Below are 17,606 nucleotides of genomic sequence, written 5' to 3'. Positions count from 1 at the left end.
TGAGTTTAATTATGTCTGACGAGTTGTTGATTAACGTCACGCCTATGGAATGTCGTGTTGCGTTAATCCAGAACGGCACAGTCAACGAGCTGTTTGTTGAGCGTGCGGCAAAAAGGGGTCTTGTTGGTAATATTTATAAAGGTAAGGTGGTTCGTGTACTTCCAGGTATGCAGGCGGCTTTTGTAGATATTGGTCTTTCCAGAACGGCATTTCTTCATATCAATGATATGGTCTGGCCCCGAAATCAGGCAACCCCCAATGTTTTTGAGCTTCTTCACCCAGGACAGGTTCTGACTGTTCAGGTCATGAAAGATATGCTTGGAACCAAAGGGGCGCGATTAAGTACAGATTTATCCATCCCATCACGTTATCTGGTACTGATGCCGTATGGCAATCATATCGGCGTATCTCAGCGTATAGAATCAGAAGAAGAACGTGACCGTTTGCGCTCCATGATTGAGCGGATTCAGGCGGAACATAAACTGCCAGGCTCAGTGATTGTACGTACAGCAGCGGAAGGCATAGATGAGGCTTCCATTGTTCAGGACATGTGTTATCTGGCAAAACTCTGGGAATATATTCAGCGCAAGCAGAAAAGTATCGTTGTTCCATCGCTTCTTTTTGAGGAACTGCCTTTACCACAGCGCGTCATACGTGACCTGGCAAATGAAGAAACTTCAAAAATCTATGTGGATTCACGTGAGATTTACGGAAAGCTGCAGGAATTTGTTGAAGAATTTGTTCCGAGTATGACTGAATCTTTGATTCATTATCCTGGCGAAAGACCGATTTTTGATCTTTACAATGTTGAAGAAGATATTCAGAAAGCCTTGCAGACCCGTGTAGCACTCAAATCGGGTGGTTATCTGATGATTGATCAGACCGAAGCCATGACCACCATTGATGTCAATACCGGTTCTTATGTGGGTGGAAGATCGCTTGAAGATACTGTGTTTAAAACCAATATGGAAGCGACACAGGTCATTGTACGTCAGCTGCGTTTACGTAATCTGGGCGGTATTATTATTATTGACTTCATTGATATGCAGGAACTTCAGCATAGAGAGGAGGTCATGAGCCAGTTTGAAAAAATGCTTGAACGGGATCATGCAAAAACTAAGATTACTCAAGTCTCAGAACTTGGTTTAGTTGAGATGACCCGTAAGCGTACCCGTGAATCGCTGGAACATCTGTTGTGTGAATCCTGTCCTGTCTGTCAGGGTCGTGGATTTATTAAAACAGCAGAGTCAGTATGTTACGAAATCTTTCGGGAGATCATGCGCTATGCCCGGGCATTTGAGTCACAGAGTGGCTTTACTGTTGTTGCCCATCCATCGGTCATTGATCGGCTGCTTACCGTAGAAGCCCCTGCTGTCGCGGATCTGGAGCATTTTGTGAGCCGTGTCATAAAATTTCAGGTGGAAAATCTGTATACGCAAGAGCAATACGATATCATTTTATCTTAAAATTGTAACAGGATATCGTTAAACACTTGTTACATCTGGAATTTTACTTTTATTTGTGAATTTTTAATACTAGTCGTATCTGATAGCCATAGCCGGAATTCTCCCCCGGTCTTAGCAAAGAGGTGTGACATGGGTATGAGCGATACAATTATTAAGCAAAGTCTGAAAGTTCTGGATGCAAACAAAAGTCTGCACAACGGTTATATTGTGGATGAGCAGGGCAAAGAAGTCCCGATCACTACAGCAATGGTTCGTACAGTCTGTCATCAGTTACTGAAGCAGTGCAGAAACATTAAAAATTAAGGGGCTGATCAAAGCCCCTTAATTTTGTCTATTGATCTGCGGTTAACTCACCGCCTGTAACTTTGGGTCAGCAGTACCAGTGATCTGTTCAAACAGCTGGATCTCATCTTCCAGGTGAGTCAGAAGATTCTGCATTTTGGGTAAGGCATTACGGCAGGCGGTCAAGCCTACTTCCAGTTTATCCATGTAACTGGTCATGGTGATATTCAGTGCCTGACCATCCAGCACAATCGAAGCAGGGTACAGCGCATCCAGTCTTGCACCATTCCAGTACAGCGGTTCACGTGGCCCTGGTACATTGGAAATCACAAGGTTGAAAGCCTGACGTTTAGGCAGAATCCCTGAAGCAATATTCATCCCCGCAACACCATAAACAAAAGCACTGTAGTTCATGATCTGACTTGAGTTCATGCGTTTAAAGCGTTCTTTGGCATTCATGACGCTGCGACGGACAATCTGCAGGCGTTCCAGTGGATCTTCCTTGTGTGTTCCAAGGTTTGCCAGAATCATGGTGATTCGGTTGCTGACAGCAGAATCATCATCACGGATGGATGCTGGAACCATTGCAATCAGTGGTTTTTTAGGCAGGGCATTCTGTTTAAGCAGATATTCACGTAACGCACCTGAACAGATCGCAAGAACAACGTCATTGATGGTTACACCGAGTGCTTTTGCAATACGGTGTAAGCGTGAAAACTCAAATGACTGTGCTGCAAAACGGCGTGATGAACTGACACGCTGGTTCAGAATACTTTGTGGTGCCTGGAAGCTGGACACATAATCTGGATTTTTCCCCATATCTTTAAATACGGTGTTGAACAGTTCCTGTGTCACAATAGGTGTGGCTTCAAGCTGGTCTTTCAGTGTTGCCAGAATTCCTTTAATTTTGCTGGCTTTCGGCTGTTTCAGGCGTTTTGCACGGTTTCCTTCAACACACCACGGTGGCACAATACTTTTGGTGTCAGGATCATGTGAAAGTGATTTTTCAACCAGACGCATTCCTGCTATCCCATCAACCATAGCGTGATGGATTTTAAAATACATACCAAAACGGTTGCCCTCAATTCCTTCAATGATGTGACAGGTCCATAATGGTTTTGCGCGGTCAATCAGAGCACTGTGTTCCTGTGAAATATAGGTCAGTAATTCACGGATACGTCCAGGATGAGGCAAAGCGATGTGGCGGAAATGATGGTCAAGGTCAAACTCTTCATCTTCATCCCAGAACAGTCCATTCAGTTTGTTGTTGAAGGGTGGAATTGGCACTGATTTTGAATTGCGGATGTCCGTTACCAGATCCTGAATGAATGTTTCAGGTGCATTATCAGGAATCTGGAACAGAAATAATCCCCCGACATGCATTGGCTGCTGGCGTTTTTCCAGGGTTAAAAAGATGAAATCAATTGGGTGTAATGGGCGCATGGTATGATTGCCTCACTGCAATTTCGGTACTGTTCCTGCGTGAACAGTCTTGTTAGAATTATAAAATGAGCAAATTCAGTATATCGTGTTTTATGTTCAAAAAAATCGCTTTCTGTGAATTGTTCGTTTAAAAAAATATTACCATTTATGTTCAGTCACAAAAGTTCTTTTTTAAGGCTCACGCTCTGCGATAAATAACCCCTGCATAATTCTGTACAGAAAAATGATAGAAAAAAGGGCAGTCATAAGACCACCCATTTATACCGTAAAAAATACCCAGGCTTATTTCAGATTGCCTGCATGTAAACCGCATTCTTTATGAGTGGCTTCTTCCCACCACCAGCGACCTTCACGTTCATGCTGATTGGGTAGTACGGCGCGGGTACATGGCTCACAGCCAATCGAGATAAAACCGCGCTCATGCAAAGGATTGTATGGAATTTCCATCATACGGATATAGTTCCATACATCTGCGCTGCTCCAGTTCGCCAGCGGATTGTATTTGATCAACTGTTTTCCTGGACCTGAAAAGCCTGCATCTGCCTGTACAACAGGGATTTCATTTCGTGTACCAGGGCTCTGGTCTTTGCGCTGTCCGGTAATCCATCCATCCAGTGTCGCCAGTTTTTTACGCAGTGGCTGAACTTTGCGGATACCGCAGCATTCTTTATGGTCATCCTGGTAAAAACTGAATAAGCCTTTTTCAGTCACCAGTTTCTGTACAGCATCTGACTCCGGAAAACAGATTTCGATCTCGATGCCATAATGCTTACGCACAGTTTCAAGGAACTGATAGGTTTCAGCGTGAAGGCGACCGGTATCCAGGCTGAAAACACGGAATGGTTTGCCCAGGTGTGAAGCCATATCAATCAGCACCACATCTTCAGCGCCTGAAAACGAAATCGCAATTTCACCCTGCTGATTCAAAGCAAGATCAAGAATTTCTGAAGGGGATTTATCGGCATATTCAGATGCAAGTGCATCCACAATATCTATGCTTGGTATAGTCGTCATAAGCGTTCCTGGCAAAATAGGCTTGGATACTTCAACACCTATATAAATTTGATCCGGTATTATTTTAATTGAAATGAAATAAACATCTTATCACTAAAAAATAGATGCTTATGAATAAAATAGATTTAAACAAGCACAGTTATAAACGCAGAGGTTAATGCTATGATAGTGCAAATTTTTCACTGACATTTGGGAGAGCCCATGGAAATCGTATGTCTTGATCTTGAAGGTGTTCTGGTTCCTGAAATCTGGATTAACTTCGCAAAAAAAACAGGTATTAAAGAGCTGGAAGCAACAACCCGTGATATTCCGGACTACGATGTTCTGATGACTCAGCGTCTGAACATTCTGAAACAGCATGGACTGGGGCTGAATGACATTCAGGAAGTGATTGCAGATATGGGGCCTTTCCCAGGTGCGAAAGAGTTTGTTGAATGGGTGCGTACTCATTTTCAGCTGATTATTCTTTCAGATACATTCTATGAATTTGCTCATCCTTTGATGAAACAGCTGGGATGGCCAACGATTTTCTGTCATAAACTTGAGACAGATGAAAATGGCATGATTACAGCGTATAAACTGCGTCAGCCGGATCAGAAGCGCAAGGCAGTTCAGGCATTACATGGTCTGAATTACCGTGTGATTGCTGCTGGTGACTCTTATAACGATACAACAATGCTGGGTGAAGCAGACAAGGGCTTCCTGTTTGATGCACCTGCAAATGTAATTGCTGAATTCCCGCAGTTCCCACCAATTCATGGTTATGAAGCACTTAAAGAAGCAATCCGTAATGCTTCTGTTCGTGATATTCCTGCTTAATTTTTAAAATGGCTGGAAAAGGAAAGGGCGCATATAGCGCCCTTTTTTGTTTAATCCAGATTTACACGATGAAAATCAGAAGCGGTAACCGATTTTCATGCTGTAACCGATAGCATCATTGTCTTTGAATTCAGCTGCATAGACATCAGTTCCAAAATGACTTGCAACCTGTGATTTAGCATCACCCAGCATGAAATATTTCACCCCCGCCTGAATGAAAGATTGAGGTGTTGGTGAGAACTGTCCACCCAGACCAACACTCCAGTAACCATCGGTCGGACCTAAAGTGGAAACCGGATTGCCTGCACCAGAGTCCCAGCCAACCATTACAGTTCCAGCCCATTGGTCATTAAATTTACGACCTATACCGACATTCGCAGAAATCTGGTCTTTTTCATAAGCAACTAAATCGAAGCCTTTACGGTCATTAATGCCGTTTTCTTTGGCGTGATAAGCTGTTAAACCTTCGGCTAATTGTCCAAATTTATTGGGGCGGATTTTAAACTCAGACCAGTCAACCCAGCGTAATTGAGCGAAAGCAACAGTGTTTGCCATGATGCCTGTCTGGAAATCCAGATTGATAGATTGCGGTGTCGTTATATCTGTTTTGGCTTCATTAAACTTATAGTCTTTTTTCATCTGGGGAATTTTACTACCCATCAGAATGCTGTATGGCATTGTTTCATCGACCATAACCTCATGATCAATTTCAGAACGATAGGTTACAGATGCTTTAAGCGCAATTTCTGGAATCTGGTAGGAAAGGCCTGCTAACCAACCAACGGATGAGTTTTCAGATATGGATGCTTTATAACCGGTAAAACGGGTCAGTGTGCTGGCTCCTTGAACATTTGCCCCTTGAGAACATGTTACTTTACTGCCCAAAGGTAGGCAGGTAACCCCACCCAAAGGACCGTAAGCAGAACCATGCAGGGAAACATCCCCTTTCACTGTCTGGTATACTGGGCCTGCATAAATATTCCAGTTTTCTGTTGGTTGGAAACCAAATATGAAAGAGAGTGTCTGGGTATCAACACTTACATTTGTAGCTTCATCACCAGCAGTAAAAGCACCCACTTGGCTAACACCTAAATCACCTGAAAGCTTATCATTTAATACTTTATGGCGTTGGTCAGCTTTAGAATATTCTGCATCAGCACCATAGGGTTGATCGTAAATCAAACCAAACGAAAGATGCTCAGTCATTTGTACTTTTAATGCAGCATTATAGAATTGATAGCTGTTTGCCATATCTCCCAGTTGGGTGCCTGCCAAATCTGTTACGGTACTTTTTTCACCACCAGTTGGTGTAAAGTCTGATTTTAATTTACCTGATACATCTGCATCCAGTACTGAAATGCCTGCTTCAAAATAATTTCCTGGCTGTAAAAATGCTGAGATTGACTGACCTGAGCGATCAAGAGCGGCTGCAAAAACGGTTGATGTTGGTAAACATGCAAACAGCACAGCAGAACTGAGGGCTTTTAATTTCATTTTCTGTCCTTGACTCTAAATGTGAAGAAACACAATCTTTATGTTTCAAAAAATACAAGATATGTAATTTATTTTTAAAGCATATCTTGAGTGAAAAATAACATATTTTAAAAAAGAGTAAATACTCTATTTATAATTTTTGGTAAAAAATTGAATAAATTATGATTATGAAAATATTGAGTTAAATTTGATTAAAAAATATTTTAATTAAATTTTATAATTAATTTTGATAGAGTGATTCTGTTTGTTATTGGATATGGTTTGGTTTTTTGAGTGATGATTAAAGTGTGTGGGCATTAAAAAGCCCTCTTTTTGAGGGCTTTCTTTACTTAGAATTTGTAGCCAATTTTCATACCATAGGCAATGGCATTGTTATCTTCAAAGTCGCCTACTACGTTGCCACCAGTCTGCGCCTGAGCATCGCCCAACCAGAAGTATTTTACACCTGCCTGGATAAAATAGTTTTCAGCAGGGCTGTATTGACCACCCAAGCCTACACTCCAGTAACCTTCAGTTGGTCCAAGTGTGGTAACAGGGTTGCCAGCGCCAGAGTCCCAGCCTACTGATGCAGAGCCAGACCATTTATTGCTGAACTTATGCCCCAGACCAAGACTTGCAGACCATTGATCATCTGTATAGTCAATCAGATTGTTACCACCTGACAGGCTGTTCAGATATTTTGGTGTTACAGCAAAAGTGTCCCAGTGAACCCAGCGGATATTGGCAAATGCGATAGTGTTTTTAGCAATACCTGACTGTAGATCCAGATTTACAGACTGAGGAGTGACAACTTCGGTTTCACTTTTCAGGTTCTTCAGCGCAGGGTTTAAACCGAACGCAAAAGATTCGGTTGTATCCAGATCATGTGTAATTTCAGAGCGATAAGTTACAGCAGCTTTCAGAGCAATTTCTGGAATCTGATAAGCAAAACCCGCTAACCATCCAAAAGCATCATCTTCTTTTAAATGAATGTTGTAACCACCGAGTTTTGTATAACCACCATAAGCCGCACCACGGAGTTGTACGTCACCTTTTACAGTCTGATAAACAGGACCTGCATAAAAATTCCAGTTTTCTGTTGGCTGGTAGCCAATCAGAGCAGTCACGTTATTTGTACGGACTTTAACAGATGTACTTTCATTTGTCCGTTCAGCAAGGTTGGTCTCAGAAAATACGCTTTTTTCTACAGCATACTGAGAGTCAGCACCAAAAGGCTGATCGTAAATTAAACCTACAGAAATTTTATCGGTTGCCTGAACTTTGACTGCAGCAGCAGGGAAGTAATAATCTTCTGCCATATCACTGACTTTATTTCCAGCAATGTCTTTACCTTTGACTTCAGGATCCAGTACGCTGAAAGATGCTTCAGCATAGTTGCCAGGCTGAAGAAAAGCAGAGATGGATTGACCTGAGCGGTCCAGTCCTGCTGCAAAAGTTGTAGCAGGAAGCATGCTGATCAGAATAGCGGATTGAATTTTATTAAGCTTCATGGTTCTTTTCCCTGATGCTGTCTGTAGCTAAAAAGTTGGGAAAAAGTAACATAAATTTAAAAAGAGTAAATGCTCAGTGGCGTTGAAGATTTGAACTGATGAATGCAAAGTTTTTTTGAAATAGAGTAACTGTTCTAATGTTATTCTTATATCTAACTGAATTTAAAAGTAAAAAATAGAGTATTTATTTTAATTTTTTTTGAATAGAGGGTTTTGTCTGAATGGTTGATTTTAAAGCTGTTGATTGTTGAGTGTATAAAAAGTGACAAAAAGACCATCTGTTCAGATGGTCTTTTTAATCAAATCTTGAAAATTAGAATTTATAACCAATTTTCAGACCATAACCCCATGCATCATTATCTTCAAAATCTGCAACATAGTTACTTGTATTGAAGTCAGATGCTGCCTGAGCTTTTGCATCACCCAACATAAAATATTTTACACCACCAGCAATGAAGTAGTTCGGTGCAGGGCTGAACTGTAAGCCTAAACCGACGTTCCAATAGCCTTCAGTTGGACCCAATGTTGATACAGGGTTGCCGGCACCAGAGTCCCAGCCAACAGAGACGTTACCAGCCCATTGTTCATTAAGTTTACGACCTACACCAACAGTTGCAGAAATTTGATCATCTGTATAGCCGACTAAATCGAATCCAGCTGCTTTACCAGGGATGAATTTAGATGCATGACCAAAATCATTTGGGCGGATAGCAAAATCTTTCCAGTTAACCCAACGTAAGTTTGCAAAAGCTACTGTATTTGCCATAACTCCAGTCTGGAAGTCTACGTTAACAGACTGAGGAGTTGTAATTTCAGTTTTACCGGGTTTGTAACCAGCAGCAGGGTTAATTGTGGCGGCTAAAGCACTTGAGCCCAAGCTTTCTTCCATTTGTACTTCATGCTCAATTTCTGAGCGATAAGTAACAGATGCTTTCAATGCGATATCTGGGATCTGGAATGCAGCACCTGCTAACCAACCAACTGCTGAGTCTTCTTTGATTGAGGCATTGTAATCACCAAACGCCGCTAAACCACCGTATGCTGCTCCACGTAACTGTACATTTCCTTTTACAGTCTGGTAAACACCACCACCATAGAAATTGAAGTTTTCAGTTGGTTGAAAACCAACAATCATGGAAATATTTTGAGTTTTTACTTCAACCTTAGTACCTTCGGTACCATTGTGAAATGCGCCCATATTTCCGAAACCTGTTGCAGCAAGAGCGGCAGGAGATTTTTTAGTATCAGTTGAATATTCAGCTTCAGCACCAAATGGTTGGTCATATAAAACGCCAAAAGACAAATTGTCGGTCAATTGAAACTTTAATGCTGCCTGTGGAAAATAGTAGTCGCCTGCCATTTCCCCGACATTGCTATTCTCAAGTCCTAATGTGCCTGCAGGAAGTGCAGGGTTTGGAGTCCAACCATTTTTTACTTTACCCGATACATTTGGATCAAGTACAGAAATACCCGCTTCGAAATAGTTGCCTGGCTGTAAAAATGCCGCAATGGATTGTCCTGAGCGGTCAAGTGCAGCGGCGAATGCTCCGGCAGTTGGCAGTGCTGCAAGTATGATCGCTGTGCTGAGAGCTTTTAATTTCATTCTTCATCTTCCCTTGAGGTTTAACGTCGTTTTTACATTTATTGATTTTGATTGACTCTGGAGGGATCGGGTAAATACACCGAGGCTATCTGTTACTCCATGTGACAAAAATAGCACAATTAAAATAAGAGTAAATGCTCTACAAAAACTATTGAGTTTAAAAAAAGCATTGATTAGAGCTAATATTCTAAATGTTAAAATAATAAAATTTATAAATTATTGAATTTAAATAATTTGTATGGGGTGTTGGGTCTGTTTTTAATTGTTTTGTTTGTATGGAAAATATTCATTTTTTTTACTGAGTGAAATGCTTTGAGTGTTAATTCAGTCACAGTACGATTGTATAAGTATGCCAGTGCATGTCTTTAATAGCCCTGAACTGGCCTGAAATGCATGCTGTTGACATTTATGACTTTACTATAGGGAAAGGAGGCATTTACATGTCTGCATTTTTATGTTTATTGATATTTATCATGAGTTAAGATCGTTGAAAGTGTGAGTGTTGATCAGGTCTGAGCGTATTTAATTTAAAGATGGACTTTTATGAGTGGGGCAGGATATCTGGTTTGATGATCCGTGTTTGCTTTTTGAACCCGTAGGATCTATGAGCTCTGATTGATCGGTAGAGAACAGTTCTGTTTATGGATAATCAGGTTTTTGTGTAACTCAGTGATGTTTTAATCGCACTGTTAAAGGAGGGTATTGTTCTGGGGGTGTCTAAGTTCTGATAAAAATCTGATCCAGGGAAATGGTACGCCCTGCGAGCCTAGAACTTTAGGTTTAATATATTGATATATAATAATTATATATTATTTAAATTGGCTTCAGGTACTCACTCAGGTACTCATTTAAGGAAATGCCCTGGTTGGTTCACCGTGAATTAGGGTTGTTTCTACGAATCTGCAAAACAACCCCATGATGCTTATCTTTCTTCCATACCTGGTTATACAAAGTCACTTTTTACGTTGACGTACGTTGACAGATTGGTATTTCATATAAATGAGCTAAATCCCTTTCCTATATAGCATTGATAGGTGTTTTAGCCTGTATATGTAGCCGTGTCGTCAACGTAAATTTACCCTTACGTAGTCTTACGAAACACCTTATCGTCAAAAAAGACGTAAAGCTTTCGCCGTGTAGGTTTAGACCTTCTTTTGTGCCATTTAAACTTGAATGGCGTAAGAGTAATTATGGTGTAGCCAATACCCATTCATCCAATTGATTTACAATAATCTTGTGATACGGAATTAAAGATCAAAAATCACCGTGTCCCTTATAGATCATGACATACATACAAATTTTAATAAGTGAGCTGTATTGCAAAAAATTAGCCGTCCTTCTATCTCTAAAATCGTGACCATCTTGTTTGACGTAGTTTGACAAAACGCACTTTTTATAAAAATGCTAAAGCCCTTGTATATCTTGGCTTTGAGGTACTATTACAGCGGATTTTACACACACCTTGTCATGCAAGCTTTAAGGCCATTTTGCAACACAGATCGGCACATATACTAGTATGTTTTAACCCTCATAGATTTGAAATCCAATAGGGGTATTTCGGATACTAAATCCTGAATTTGTCATACGTAGTCATACGGATTTACCTTGATGAAACACCATTTTTAAAAACTCACTTAAAACGGCTGTAATACACCACTGATAAGGCTTTCAATAGCATATACATGCTGTTTTATACATGGGGCTGTCAAAGTGAATTGCTTGTGTCTTGTATGACAAAATATACGGTACTTTCTGCAAGGGGGTACTATTTTTTGCTGTACGTAGCTGTACAAAACAGCATTTTTTATTGTGAGTGAATGGCCTACCAGTACAGCTATTAAGTGTGTTTTATTGCTAGGAGCTGTATAGCGAATTCTTGCAGGGCAAAATAAAGAGTTTTACTTGATGATTCTTGATGGAATCAAGCAACCATCAAAAAACGGTAAGCCTTACTGCATATAGATTAGAAGGTGATTTTCATAGTATTGGGTTGGTCACTCATCAAGTAAAAAAGAATAGGCTTTGTCCTGCAAGCAATATGGATTCTTCTTAGACAGAATCAATTTATTTACGTTGACGTACGTTGACAGAATGTCATTTAAAAAAATAGCTTAAAGCCTTTCTGTGCATGGGTTTGAATGGGATTTAATGCTTAATTTAAGTACGTGCCGTCAACCTAAATTACCGATACCTTGTATAGCTAAACTCACGATATATTTGTCGGTAAAAAGCTTACATTATGACGTCAAAATATGCCGTCTTATCTTTAAATATGCATATAAAGCCATATATATGAAATGTAAGGGTATGTATAATGCCTTGCCTTTCGGTGATAGTTGTTGTAACTGTTGGACAACAATTAGAAAGCTCGATAGCCATTTTAGGCTCAGTGTGGACTGTTTTTCCGCATATATTTATAGGAGGTACAGCATGGCTCATACTGCACTTCAAGTTGCTGATGAGTTTACAAGACTTGGTAATCAAGATGGTAAATATTTTACTCAGATGCAACTATTAAAATTGGTTTATATTGCACATGGTTGGATGCTTGCCGTTTTTAATGAACCATTGATTTATGATGAAGTTCAAGCGTGGAAGTTTGGACCAGTCATACCAAATCTTTATCAAGAATTAAAGATTTATGGCTCAGCCCCAATCATGAACTCTATCCTCCAATTCCCTACTCAATTTAATGATAGAGAGAATCAAATCATTCATTTTACTTATGCAAGTTATGGTGATTTTAGTGCATATCAACTTTCTGACATCACTCATGCTCCAGATACACCATGGTCAGAAACATATGGAAAAGGAGCTGGGTGGGCTGAGTTGATTCCAAATAATGTTATCCAAAACCATTACCAAAGCTTATACCATAAGTACTTTAGCTAGGCGGTAATTAAAATTGTCTGTAATTGATCCGGCCAAGTTAAAAACGGTTAGTAATGACAAAATTCTTCAAGTTGAAGATGGCTCTACAAATAATAAACCAGAGCCATCTAATGAAAATTTAAATAAGCAATTAAATAGTGAAAGTGAAGAGCTTGATAAGCAATTAAAAATTAAAGCCACACAAAATGATCATACCAGAGATCAAAAATGGAAAGATCATTTTGCCTTTGCATTCATTTGTGCTTTTTGGATCCTTTGGCTGTTATTCATAGTGATGTGTATATCATTAATATGGCATTGGATAACTCCTGCTAGTTGGCAATGGTTGAATACTGAACAACTAGATAAGATTAAAGTTATAATCTTGGCTGCTTTGGCATCTAAAGCAATTAGTAATAAAATAGAAAAGTCATAAGCCTCATCGAAGGTCTTACCAACATCGCAACAACTGCAACACATCTATCCGAACTTCTACCACTTCTAGATCTGCACCTCTTAGACATATCCTTTGTGGTGGTACCTTGATTGATATTGGTATAAAAACACAAGTTGCTTAGTTTTCCCAAAAAAATTAATAATTACTCATCGTAATTTTACTTGGTAATATTTTTATATTTTCTTAATTATTTTGTACCTCAAAAATAATTTATCCTAAGCGTGGAACGGACTTAATATTCAAAATCACAAGTAGCACTGTAAAAATTATTTTTACATTGAAACATAACATTTGAATTGTAAGCTTTTAATAATTCAATGTTATTATTAAAAACAGTAAGGTCAATTCCTGTTTGATGGAATCTTGATTGCCCCTTTTCTTTTAAATAATCCAATTTTTGTTTTAAGAATGGATACTCTTTAATAAATTCATCTAATGAATTATTTTTTATTACCACACTTAAAAACATATTTTTATTTAAGTTGAATCCCATAGCAAATGGCTTATTATCATATAAAGCACCATAATCAACATACCCTCTATCTGAGAGTAAGCAAGTCTGACTATCGTAAATATTTAGAACGAGAACGATAACCTTTGACTTAGGGTCAAATAGGCCATCAACCAGATATTCAGCAATTGATTTACCATACATTTGAACTGTAAGTGCAATAAAAATTGTTCTGAGCCAATTTAAGTATTGCTCGATAGAGACATCTAATCTATCAAGATATTCAGGGCTTATATGAATGTTATTGGAGTTTATTTTTCTAAACTCTCTTAATAAGCTCTCATCTGTAGGAATTAGGTTTTGTAGAGGATGAAAAGAATTCAAAACTTTTTTAATACTAAATGGATTTCTTAAAAAATTAAGAAATTTCGCGCTAACTAAGTCTATAATTTCTTGTTCATCTATATCCTCTTTAGATTTAACTTTTCTTTGTAAGTTGCTAGTTAAAGCTTCAATTTTTCTTTCAAACTTATTAAAAAAAAACTCAAAGTTAATTCTAGTTGAATCACTTAATATGTTAAACGTGTATAAATCATTTATACTCAAATTTTTTTCAATTTTGACCCCTGTTTTATTTGTTAATTTAAAAAAATGTTGCTCTCTATCTAAGATTTCAAATTCATAAATTTTCCTTTTCTCTCTTTCCGCTAAAGGGTTAATTGAGTTTTGCTTTTGCTCAACCTGAGAAATGAAATGTTGATTTTTGGTATGATTTTCAAACATAATCTCTCCTAAAATATATTAGATATCAGAATGATAAATCAGGATAACCCACTAATAAAAAAAAGAAAATAAATACTCCCCCTGGTCTTATTGTCTTTTTAGTGTTCCAATGTAGCCATGCTAAATGTGGTAATGCCTCCACCATTGGGGAAGTTCTTAGTTTTGGGGCTTCGACCCAATACAATCATGACAATTACTCTATTTAGGTTTGGCATTTGTCACTTATCAAAATTTATATTTTTCTATAGAAGCGTGGCTTAATGGCTTAATTGGTATCTACCCCTTATATAGTAAGGGATTTCACTTAGCCAATACCCTAAAAAGCCATTGGCATAGTGGCTTAATCAAGATGACTTATTCACTCATTAAGCCACTATGCCACTACACAAAACACTATCTTGCTTAATAAAAAGCCTTTTATAGCAAGGCTTTCAGGGGTATTAAGCCATTAAGCCACTCCTACCAATAAAATAGGGTTGATTAAAACATATCGAACCTTAGAGATTTCCTCCACTCTCAGGTAATGACAATCAATAAGTTCATCCAATACAGGCTCTAGTTTTTGTTTGCTACCTCTCATTGGACGAGGACAGCTATTCATAAAACTTGAATAAGTCATTCGTTCTATATTTTTGTTAGAACAATATTTAGCGAACCACTTAATCAACTTCTCTGCGTCACTTTCGGCTTTAACCTCAATATCTGCATACATAGCCCATTCATTCAGGGAGTGCTTAACAACTTCACACGCTCCCTTTAAGGTACTGGCGTCAATCCACTGTAAACCCTGAAAATAAGCGAATACGGTTGCCAGACGCCGTGCTAACTGACTGGCACGACTGGCAAATGCCTGCAGGTATTCATAGCGTTTACCTTTACCCTGTAACTCCTCAAACATATTGTAAAACGATGCATCTATATCCCTTGCTTCATCATTCATAGGAATGACATAGCGACCATTATTGAGTTCTTGCCCTCCTTGCGGTCTAGGGCAGTCATCTAATAAATATTCGCACCGTGTCCAGTAAGCGATAAGCCTATGGTCATGACTGGCATTCTTAGATCGGTAAATGGCATCCTGCAGACGTGTGCCGGCTAAGTTCTCAGGGATAGTCAGAATAAACCTGGGTAAAAATCCCTGTCCTCTTAATACAGGGTCTCTGAGTGCATCGGCTAAAACTTCATGTTGTCCCTGCAGGTTGAATGTCAGACGAACGTCATAAGCACGGCCACTACCATTTAAATTGGATTTAGACCGGGTACGTTCCACAAAACCATCATCAAACAGTTTGGCATAACCTCCGATAGCCTGAGTACGTGTATCACCTTTCATAGTGTACCCACCAAAGAACTGTCCTGCTTCATCACTGGCAATGGAAGCGTTATTGAGTACACCATCCACATAAAGCCCAGCAATAGATTCAAGAGTAATATCACTGTAAAGCGTACTGGGGTCATGCGGTGGTGGGTTTTCAGCACAATAGGCTTCACGATCCTTTTTATTCAATGATGCCTGACCACTTTTCCATTGTTCAAGGTCACGGCGGTACTGTTCATACTGTTTACGCTCATGCTGAATAATGGCTTTGTCTGCCATATTCCGGCTCGTACTTTTACGGCTTCCACTTTGCCCCTCTGTGAGTAAATACAGACTGCAGGGCTCACCCTGAGCATTGAACGGATGCGGTGCATTTACATGAGCCTGGGCAATATGGGACATAGCACCAATGACGCACTGAGCAGACATAGCAACAGGAGCCTGTACATACTCAGCAATCGCCATGACTGCCTCCCTTGCCAGTGGTGGTAAAGCATGAATAGGATAGGGGGTATTCAGATGGGTTTCAGGCTGTGCCAGTGGCAGTAATTCACCCCATTGATCAGAGGGTGATAAGAGCCTGATAGATTCATCAAGAAATATGGATACATTCTCTGCATCATCATCCTTATAAAGCTCAATAAGGAATTCGTTTTTAATTCCCTGCTCATCAATCACGATATGCTGATTCAGCAACTGAACCGCCGTGTTCTGCTCCAGCATCTGAAATGCCTCAAGCTGAATATGCTCAGGACGTACCGGCATATAAAGTCGCTTATGGTCACTCTCTGACAGTTGGTTAATCACAAACTGGATCTGCTCGAAATCAAAAGGTTTCAGCTCTGTCTGTCTGCTGTTGCATAGGGAGGGTAACAATACCAAAGCCACGGCGTAACCTGTCTGGGTAATCTTAAAGAATGCCTCCAGGCTGTAGGTGATGATGACAGGCTCAACTTTTTTCAACTGACCATAGTAAGCAAAACCCTTTGCCAGTCCGTTAGGCATGATCTGCACACGCTGGCCATCCTGTAATACGGCGCACTGGATCTGCTTCAGCTGACCATTTACGACAGGTAAAATCAAAGGCTGTTCATAGGTGGTGCCACTTATGTTCACAGTACACTGATCGACATAAATCGGCTGTTCAGGACTGCCAAAACGCTGAATAACCGGATGATTGATATATTCGTTATCTGATGGACTTAGAACAGTACATTGAGCTATGATTTCATTGGGTTTGATGGAGGTGGTGATATTCATAGTGTCACCGCCTTTTTATTTGATTCCAGTTCTTCTTTATAACCATTTTGAACATGCTCAAAATGACTTACTCTTTCTTCTGCAAAAAATTCTGTTAAATCCAGAAGCTTCTGTAATTTATAAAAATTAGAGGCGTGAACACCCTGTTCTTTAAGCCTAACCTGTAACTCCTTTGACTCCATACGTGCTTGAGAAATAAGAATAGACAGCCATTCAGTAGACTCGTGAGCCACGGCATAGGCGAAATGCAGGTCATCTGCACCATAAGTTTCGAGCGTATTTTTAGAATTGATATGATTAGGCATGATTAATGCGCTCCGTTTGAATTAAAGGAGCTTTGCCAATCACGGCCAAGTGATGAGGGTGGCAAAGCTGAAAAGGGTTGGCCGACAGGTTCAAACGGTTACCTGCACACTCGAAAGTGTCCCTCTCCAGCTTCACCATAAAATGCGAACGCATAGAGATTTCACGCACAAAAAAAGCCCTTGCGGACTGTGCGCCGTTTGAAAATTTATAGCCGGCCAAGGCTAATTCACCATGTGGGTGAACACCATTAGCATAAGATGGTTTAGTACAGCTTGCAACCAGAAAAACAGTGAACGCCCAGACTAAGCACAATTTTAAAAGGTTGATTGAAAGTTCTTTCATGCTTTGAACTCCCGATATTTATAACGAGCATGATTACCATTGCTGTTATGGTTGGGTTCCTGATGCGTCACAATTTCATGCCCTAAATTGCGCAGGCGATTGATTACCGCACTCAGGCGATAACAGTTAAACAGGTTGATTGCTTCAGCTTGAGTGATGGATTTTCCTTGTTTTAGATGTCTTAGGATTTGGGTCTGATGGGTCATA

At 39.7% G+C, this 17,606-nt stretch carries 15 protein-coding genes; 5 read left to right on the top strand and 10 right to left on the bottom strand.

The window, feature by feature from the left end:
- Positions 1 to 11 precede the first annotated feature (11 nt).
- On the top strand, positions 12 to 1,466 hold the full coding sequence (gene rng, locus CDG60_RS14005; RefSeq protein WP_087514308.1) for a ribonuclease G: 1,455 nt from the start codon (positions 12 to 14) through the stop codon (positions 1,464 to 1,466).
- A 129-nt stretch (positions 1,467 to 1,595) separates the two neighbouring features.
- The gene (locus tag CDG60_RS18325) at positions 1,596 to 1,769 is read left to right on the top strand and encodes a PA1571 family protein (RefSeq protein ID WP_087514309.1); all 174 of its coding nucleotides are present in this window, start codon (positions 1,596 to 1,598) and stop codon (positions 1,767 to 1,769) included.
- Between the two features lie 42 nt (positions 1,770 to 1,811).
- Here CDG60_RS18325 and CDG60_RS14000 read toward each other — a convergent pair whose 3' ends face one another.
- Both CDG60_RS14000 and CDG60_RS13995 read right to left on the bottom strand, forming a co-directional pair.
- Positions 1,812 to 3,191 carry a WS/DGAT/MGAT family O-acyltransferase gene (locus tag CDG60_RS14000; protein ID WP_087514310.1) on the bottom strand — a complete coding sequence of 460 codons (1,380 nt, stop codon included), beginning with the start codon at positions 3,189 to 3,191 and terminating at the stop codon, positions 1,812 to 1,814.
- A 282-nt stretch (positions 3,192 to 3,473) separates the two neighbouring features.
- On the bottom strand, positions 3,474 to 4,205 hold the full coding sequence (locus CDG60_RS13995; protein WP_087514311.1) for a phosphoadenylyl-sulfate reductase: 732 nt from the start codon (positions 4,203 to 4,205) through the stop codon (positions 3,474 to 3,476).
- A 201-nt stretch (positions 4,206 to 4,406) separates the two neighbouring features.
- Here CDG60_RS13995 and thrH point away from each other — a divergent pair, with 201 nt between their 5' ends.
- Positions 4,407 to 5,024: a bifunctional phosphoserine phosphatase/homoserine phosphotransferase ThrH gene (thrH, locus tag CDG60_RS13990; protein WP_087514312.1), complete on the top strand. Its 618-nt coding sequence runs from the start codon at positions 4,407 to 4,409 to the stop codon at positions 5,022 to 5,024.
- 75 nt (positions 5,025 to 5,099) lie between these two features.
- On the opposite strand, the gene CDG60_RS13985 is transcribed toward thrH, so the two are convergent.
- From CDG60_RS13985 to CDG60_RS13975, 3 genes are all read right to left on the bottom strand, one after another.
- Complete coding sequence (locus CDG60_RS13985) at positions 5,100 to 6,518, bottom strand: outer membrane protein transport protein (RefSeq protein WP_087514313.1); 1,419 nt, start codon at positions 6,516 to 6,518, stop codon at positions 5,100 to 5,102.
- Positions 6,519 to 6,847: 329 nt separating this feature from the next.
- Positions 6,848 to 8,008 (bottom strand): OmpP1/FadL family transporter, encoded by a 1,161-nt coding sequence (locus CDG60_RS13980; RefSeq protein WP_087514314.1) that lies wholly within the window; start codon positions 8,006 to 8,008, stop codon positions 6,848 to 6,850.
- Positions 8,009 to 8,321: 313 nt separating this feature from the next.
- Entirely contained in the window at positions 8,322 to 9,611 is a 1,290-nt protein-coding gene (locus tag CDG60_RS13975) for an OmpP1/FadL family transporter (protein WP_087514315.1), read from the bottom strand.
- Positions 9,612 to 12,041: 2,430 nt separating this feature from the next.
- Between CDG60_RS13975 and CDG60_RS18235 the strand changes: the two genes are divergently transcribed.
- Both CDG60_RS18235 and CDG60_RS13965 read left to right on the top strand, forming a co-directional pair.
- Entirely contained in the window at positions 12,042 to 12,503 is a 462-nt protein-coding gene (locus CDG60_RS18235; RefSeq protein WP_160117063.1) for a Panacea domain-containing protein, read from the top strand.
- A 13-nt stretch (positions 12,504 to 12,516) separates the two neighbouring features.
- On the top strand, positions 12,517 to 12,918 hold the full coding sequence (locus CDG60_RS13965) for a hypothetical protein (protein WP_087514317.1): 402 nt from the start codon (positions 12,517 to 12,519) through the stop codon (positions 12,916 to 12,918).
- Positions 12,919 to 13,171: 253 nt separating this feature from the next.
- Here the strand turns inward: CDG60_RS13965 and CDG60_RS13960 are convergent, their stop codons facing one another.
- The 5 genes from CDG60_RS13960 to CDG60_RS13935 all read right to left on the bottom strand — a co-directional run bounded on the left by CDG60_RS13960 (position 13,172) and on the right by CDG60_RS13935 (position 17,605).
- Positions 13,172 to 14,173, bottom strand: a complete 1,002-nt coding sequence (locus tag CDG60_RS13960) for a hypothetical protein (RefSeq protein ID WP_087514318.1) — start codon at positions 14,171 to 14,173, stop codon at positions 13,172 to 13,174.
- Between the two features lie 448 nt (positions 14,174 to 14,621).
- A complete protein-coding gene (locus tag CDG60_RS13950; protein ID WP_087514320.1) occupies positions 14,622 to 16,751 on the bottom strand; it encodes a DUF3987 domain-containing protein in 2,130 nt (709 codons plus the stop codon).
- Positions 16,748 to 17,056: a hypothetical protein gene (locus CDG60_RS13945; RefSeq protein WP_087514321.1), complete on the bottom strand. Its 309-nt coding sequence runs from the start codon at positions 17,054 to 17,056 to the stop codon at positions 16,748 to 16,750. Before CDG60_RS13945 ends, CDG60_RS13950 begins: the two co-directional genes overlap by 4 nt.
- The gene (locus CDG60_RS13940; protein ID WP_118868751.1) at positions 17,049 to 17,399 is read right to left on the bottom strand and encodes a hypothetical protein; all 351 of its coding nucleotides are present in this window, start codon (positions 17,397 to 17,399) and stop codon (positions 17,049 to 17,051) included. The genes CDG60_RS13945 and CDG60_RS13940 overlap by 8 nt, the downstream gene beginning before the upstream one ends.
- Positions 17,396 to 17,605: a helix-turn-helix domain-containing protein gene (locus CDG60_RS13935; protein WP_087514322.1), complete on the bottom strand. Its 210-nt coding sequence runs from the start codon at positions 17,603 to 17,605 to the stop codon at positions 17,396 to 17,398. Before CDG60_RS13935 ends, CDG60_RS13940 begins: the two co-directional genes overlap by 4 nt.
- Position 17,606: the final 1 nt, after the last annotated feature.

The organism is Acinetobacter chinensis, assembly GCF_002165375.2.
In the GTDB taxonomy this organism is placed as follows: Bacteria; Pseudomonadota; Gammaproteobacteria; order Pseudomonadales; family Moraxellaceae; genus Acinetobacter; species Acinetobacter chinensis.
Note: the sequence above shows the minus strand (reverse complement) of the source record. Positions and strands in the feature narration are given on the sequence as shown.

What these genes read in the sequence shown, in the direction of transcription:
- rng (WP_087514308.1), top strand. Translation starts at nt 12, where the DNA reads ATGTCTGACGAGTTGTTGATTAACGTCACGCCTATGGAATGTCGTGTT.
- CDG60_RS18325 (WP_087514309.1), top strand. Translation starts at nt 1,596, where the DNA reads ATGGGTATGAGCGATACAATTATTAAGCAAAGTCTGAAAGTTCTGGAT.
- CDG60_RS14000 (WP_087514310.1), bottom strand. Translation starts at nt 3,191, where the DNA reads ATGCGCCCATTACACCCAATTGATTTCATCTTTTTAACCCTGGAAAAA.
- CDG60_RS13995 (WP_087514311.1), bottom strand. Translation starts at nt 4,205, where the DNA reads ATGACGACTATACCAAGCATAGATATTGTGGATGCACTTGCATCTGAA.
- thrH (WP_087514312.1), top strand. Translation starts at nt 4,407, where the DNA reads ATGGAAATCGTATGTCTTGATCTTGAAGGTGTTCTGGTTCCTGAAATC.
- CDG60_RS13985 (WP_087514313.1), bottom strand. Translation starts at nt 6,518, where the DNA reads ATGAAATTAAAAGCCCTCAGTTCTGCTGTGCTGTTTGCATGTTTACCA.
- CDG60_RS13980 (WP_087514314.1), bottom strand. Translation starts at nt 8,008, where the DNA reads ATGAAGCTTAATAAAATTCAATCCGCTATTCTGATCAGCATGCTTCCT.
- CDG60_RS13975 (WP_087514315.1), bottom strand. Translation starts at nt 9,611, where the DNA reads ATGAAATTAAAAGCTCTCAGCACAGCGATCATACTTGCAGCACTGCCA.
- CDG60_RS18235 (WP_160117063.1), top strand. Translation starts at nt 12,042, where the DNA reads ATGGCTCATACTGCACTTCAAGTTGCTGATGAGTTTACAAGACTTGGT.
- CDG60_RS13960 (WP_087514318.1), bottom strand. Translation starts at nt 14,173, where the DNA reads ATGTTTGAAAATCATACCAAAAATCAACATTTCATTTCTCAGGTTGAG.
- CDG60_RS13950 (WP_087514320.1), bottom strand. Translation starts at nt 16,751, where the DNA reads ATGAATATCACCACCTCCATCAAACCCAATGAAATCATAGCTCAATGT.
- CDG60_RS13945 (WP_087514321.1), bottom strand. Translation starts at nt 17,056, where the DNA reads ATGCCTAATCATATCAATTCTAAAAATACGCTCGAAACTTATGGTGCA.
- CDG60_RS13940 (WP_118868751.1), bottom strand. Translation starts at nt 17,399, where the DNA reads ATGAAAGAACTTTCAATCAACCTTTTAAAATTGTGCTTAGTCTGGGCG.
- CDG60_RS13935 (WP_087514322.1), bottom strand. Translation starts at nt 17,605, where the DNA reads ATGACCCATCAGACCCAAATCCTAAGACATCTAAAACAAGGAAAATCC.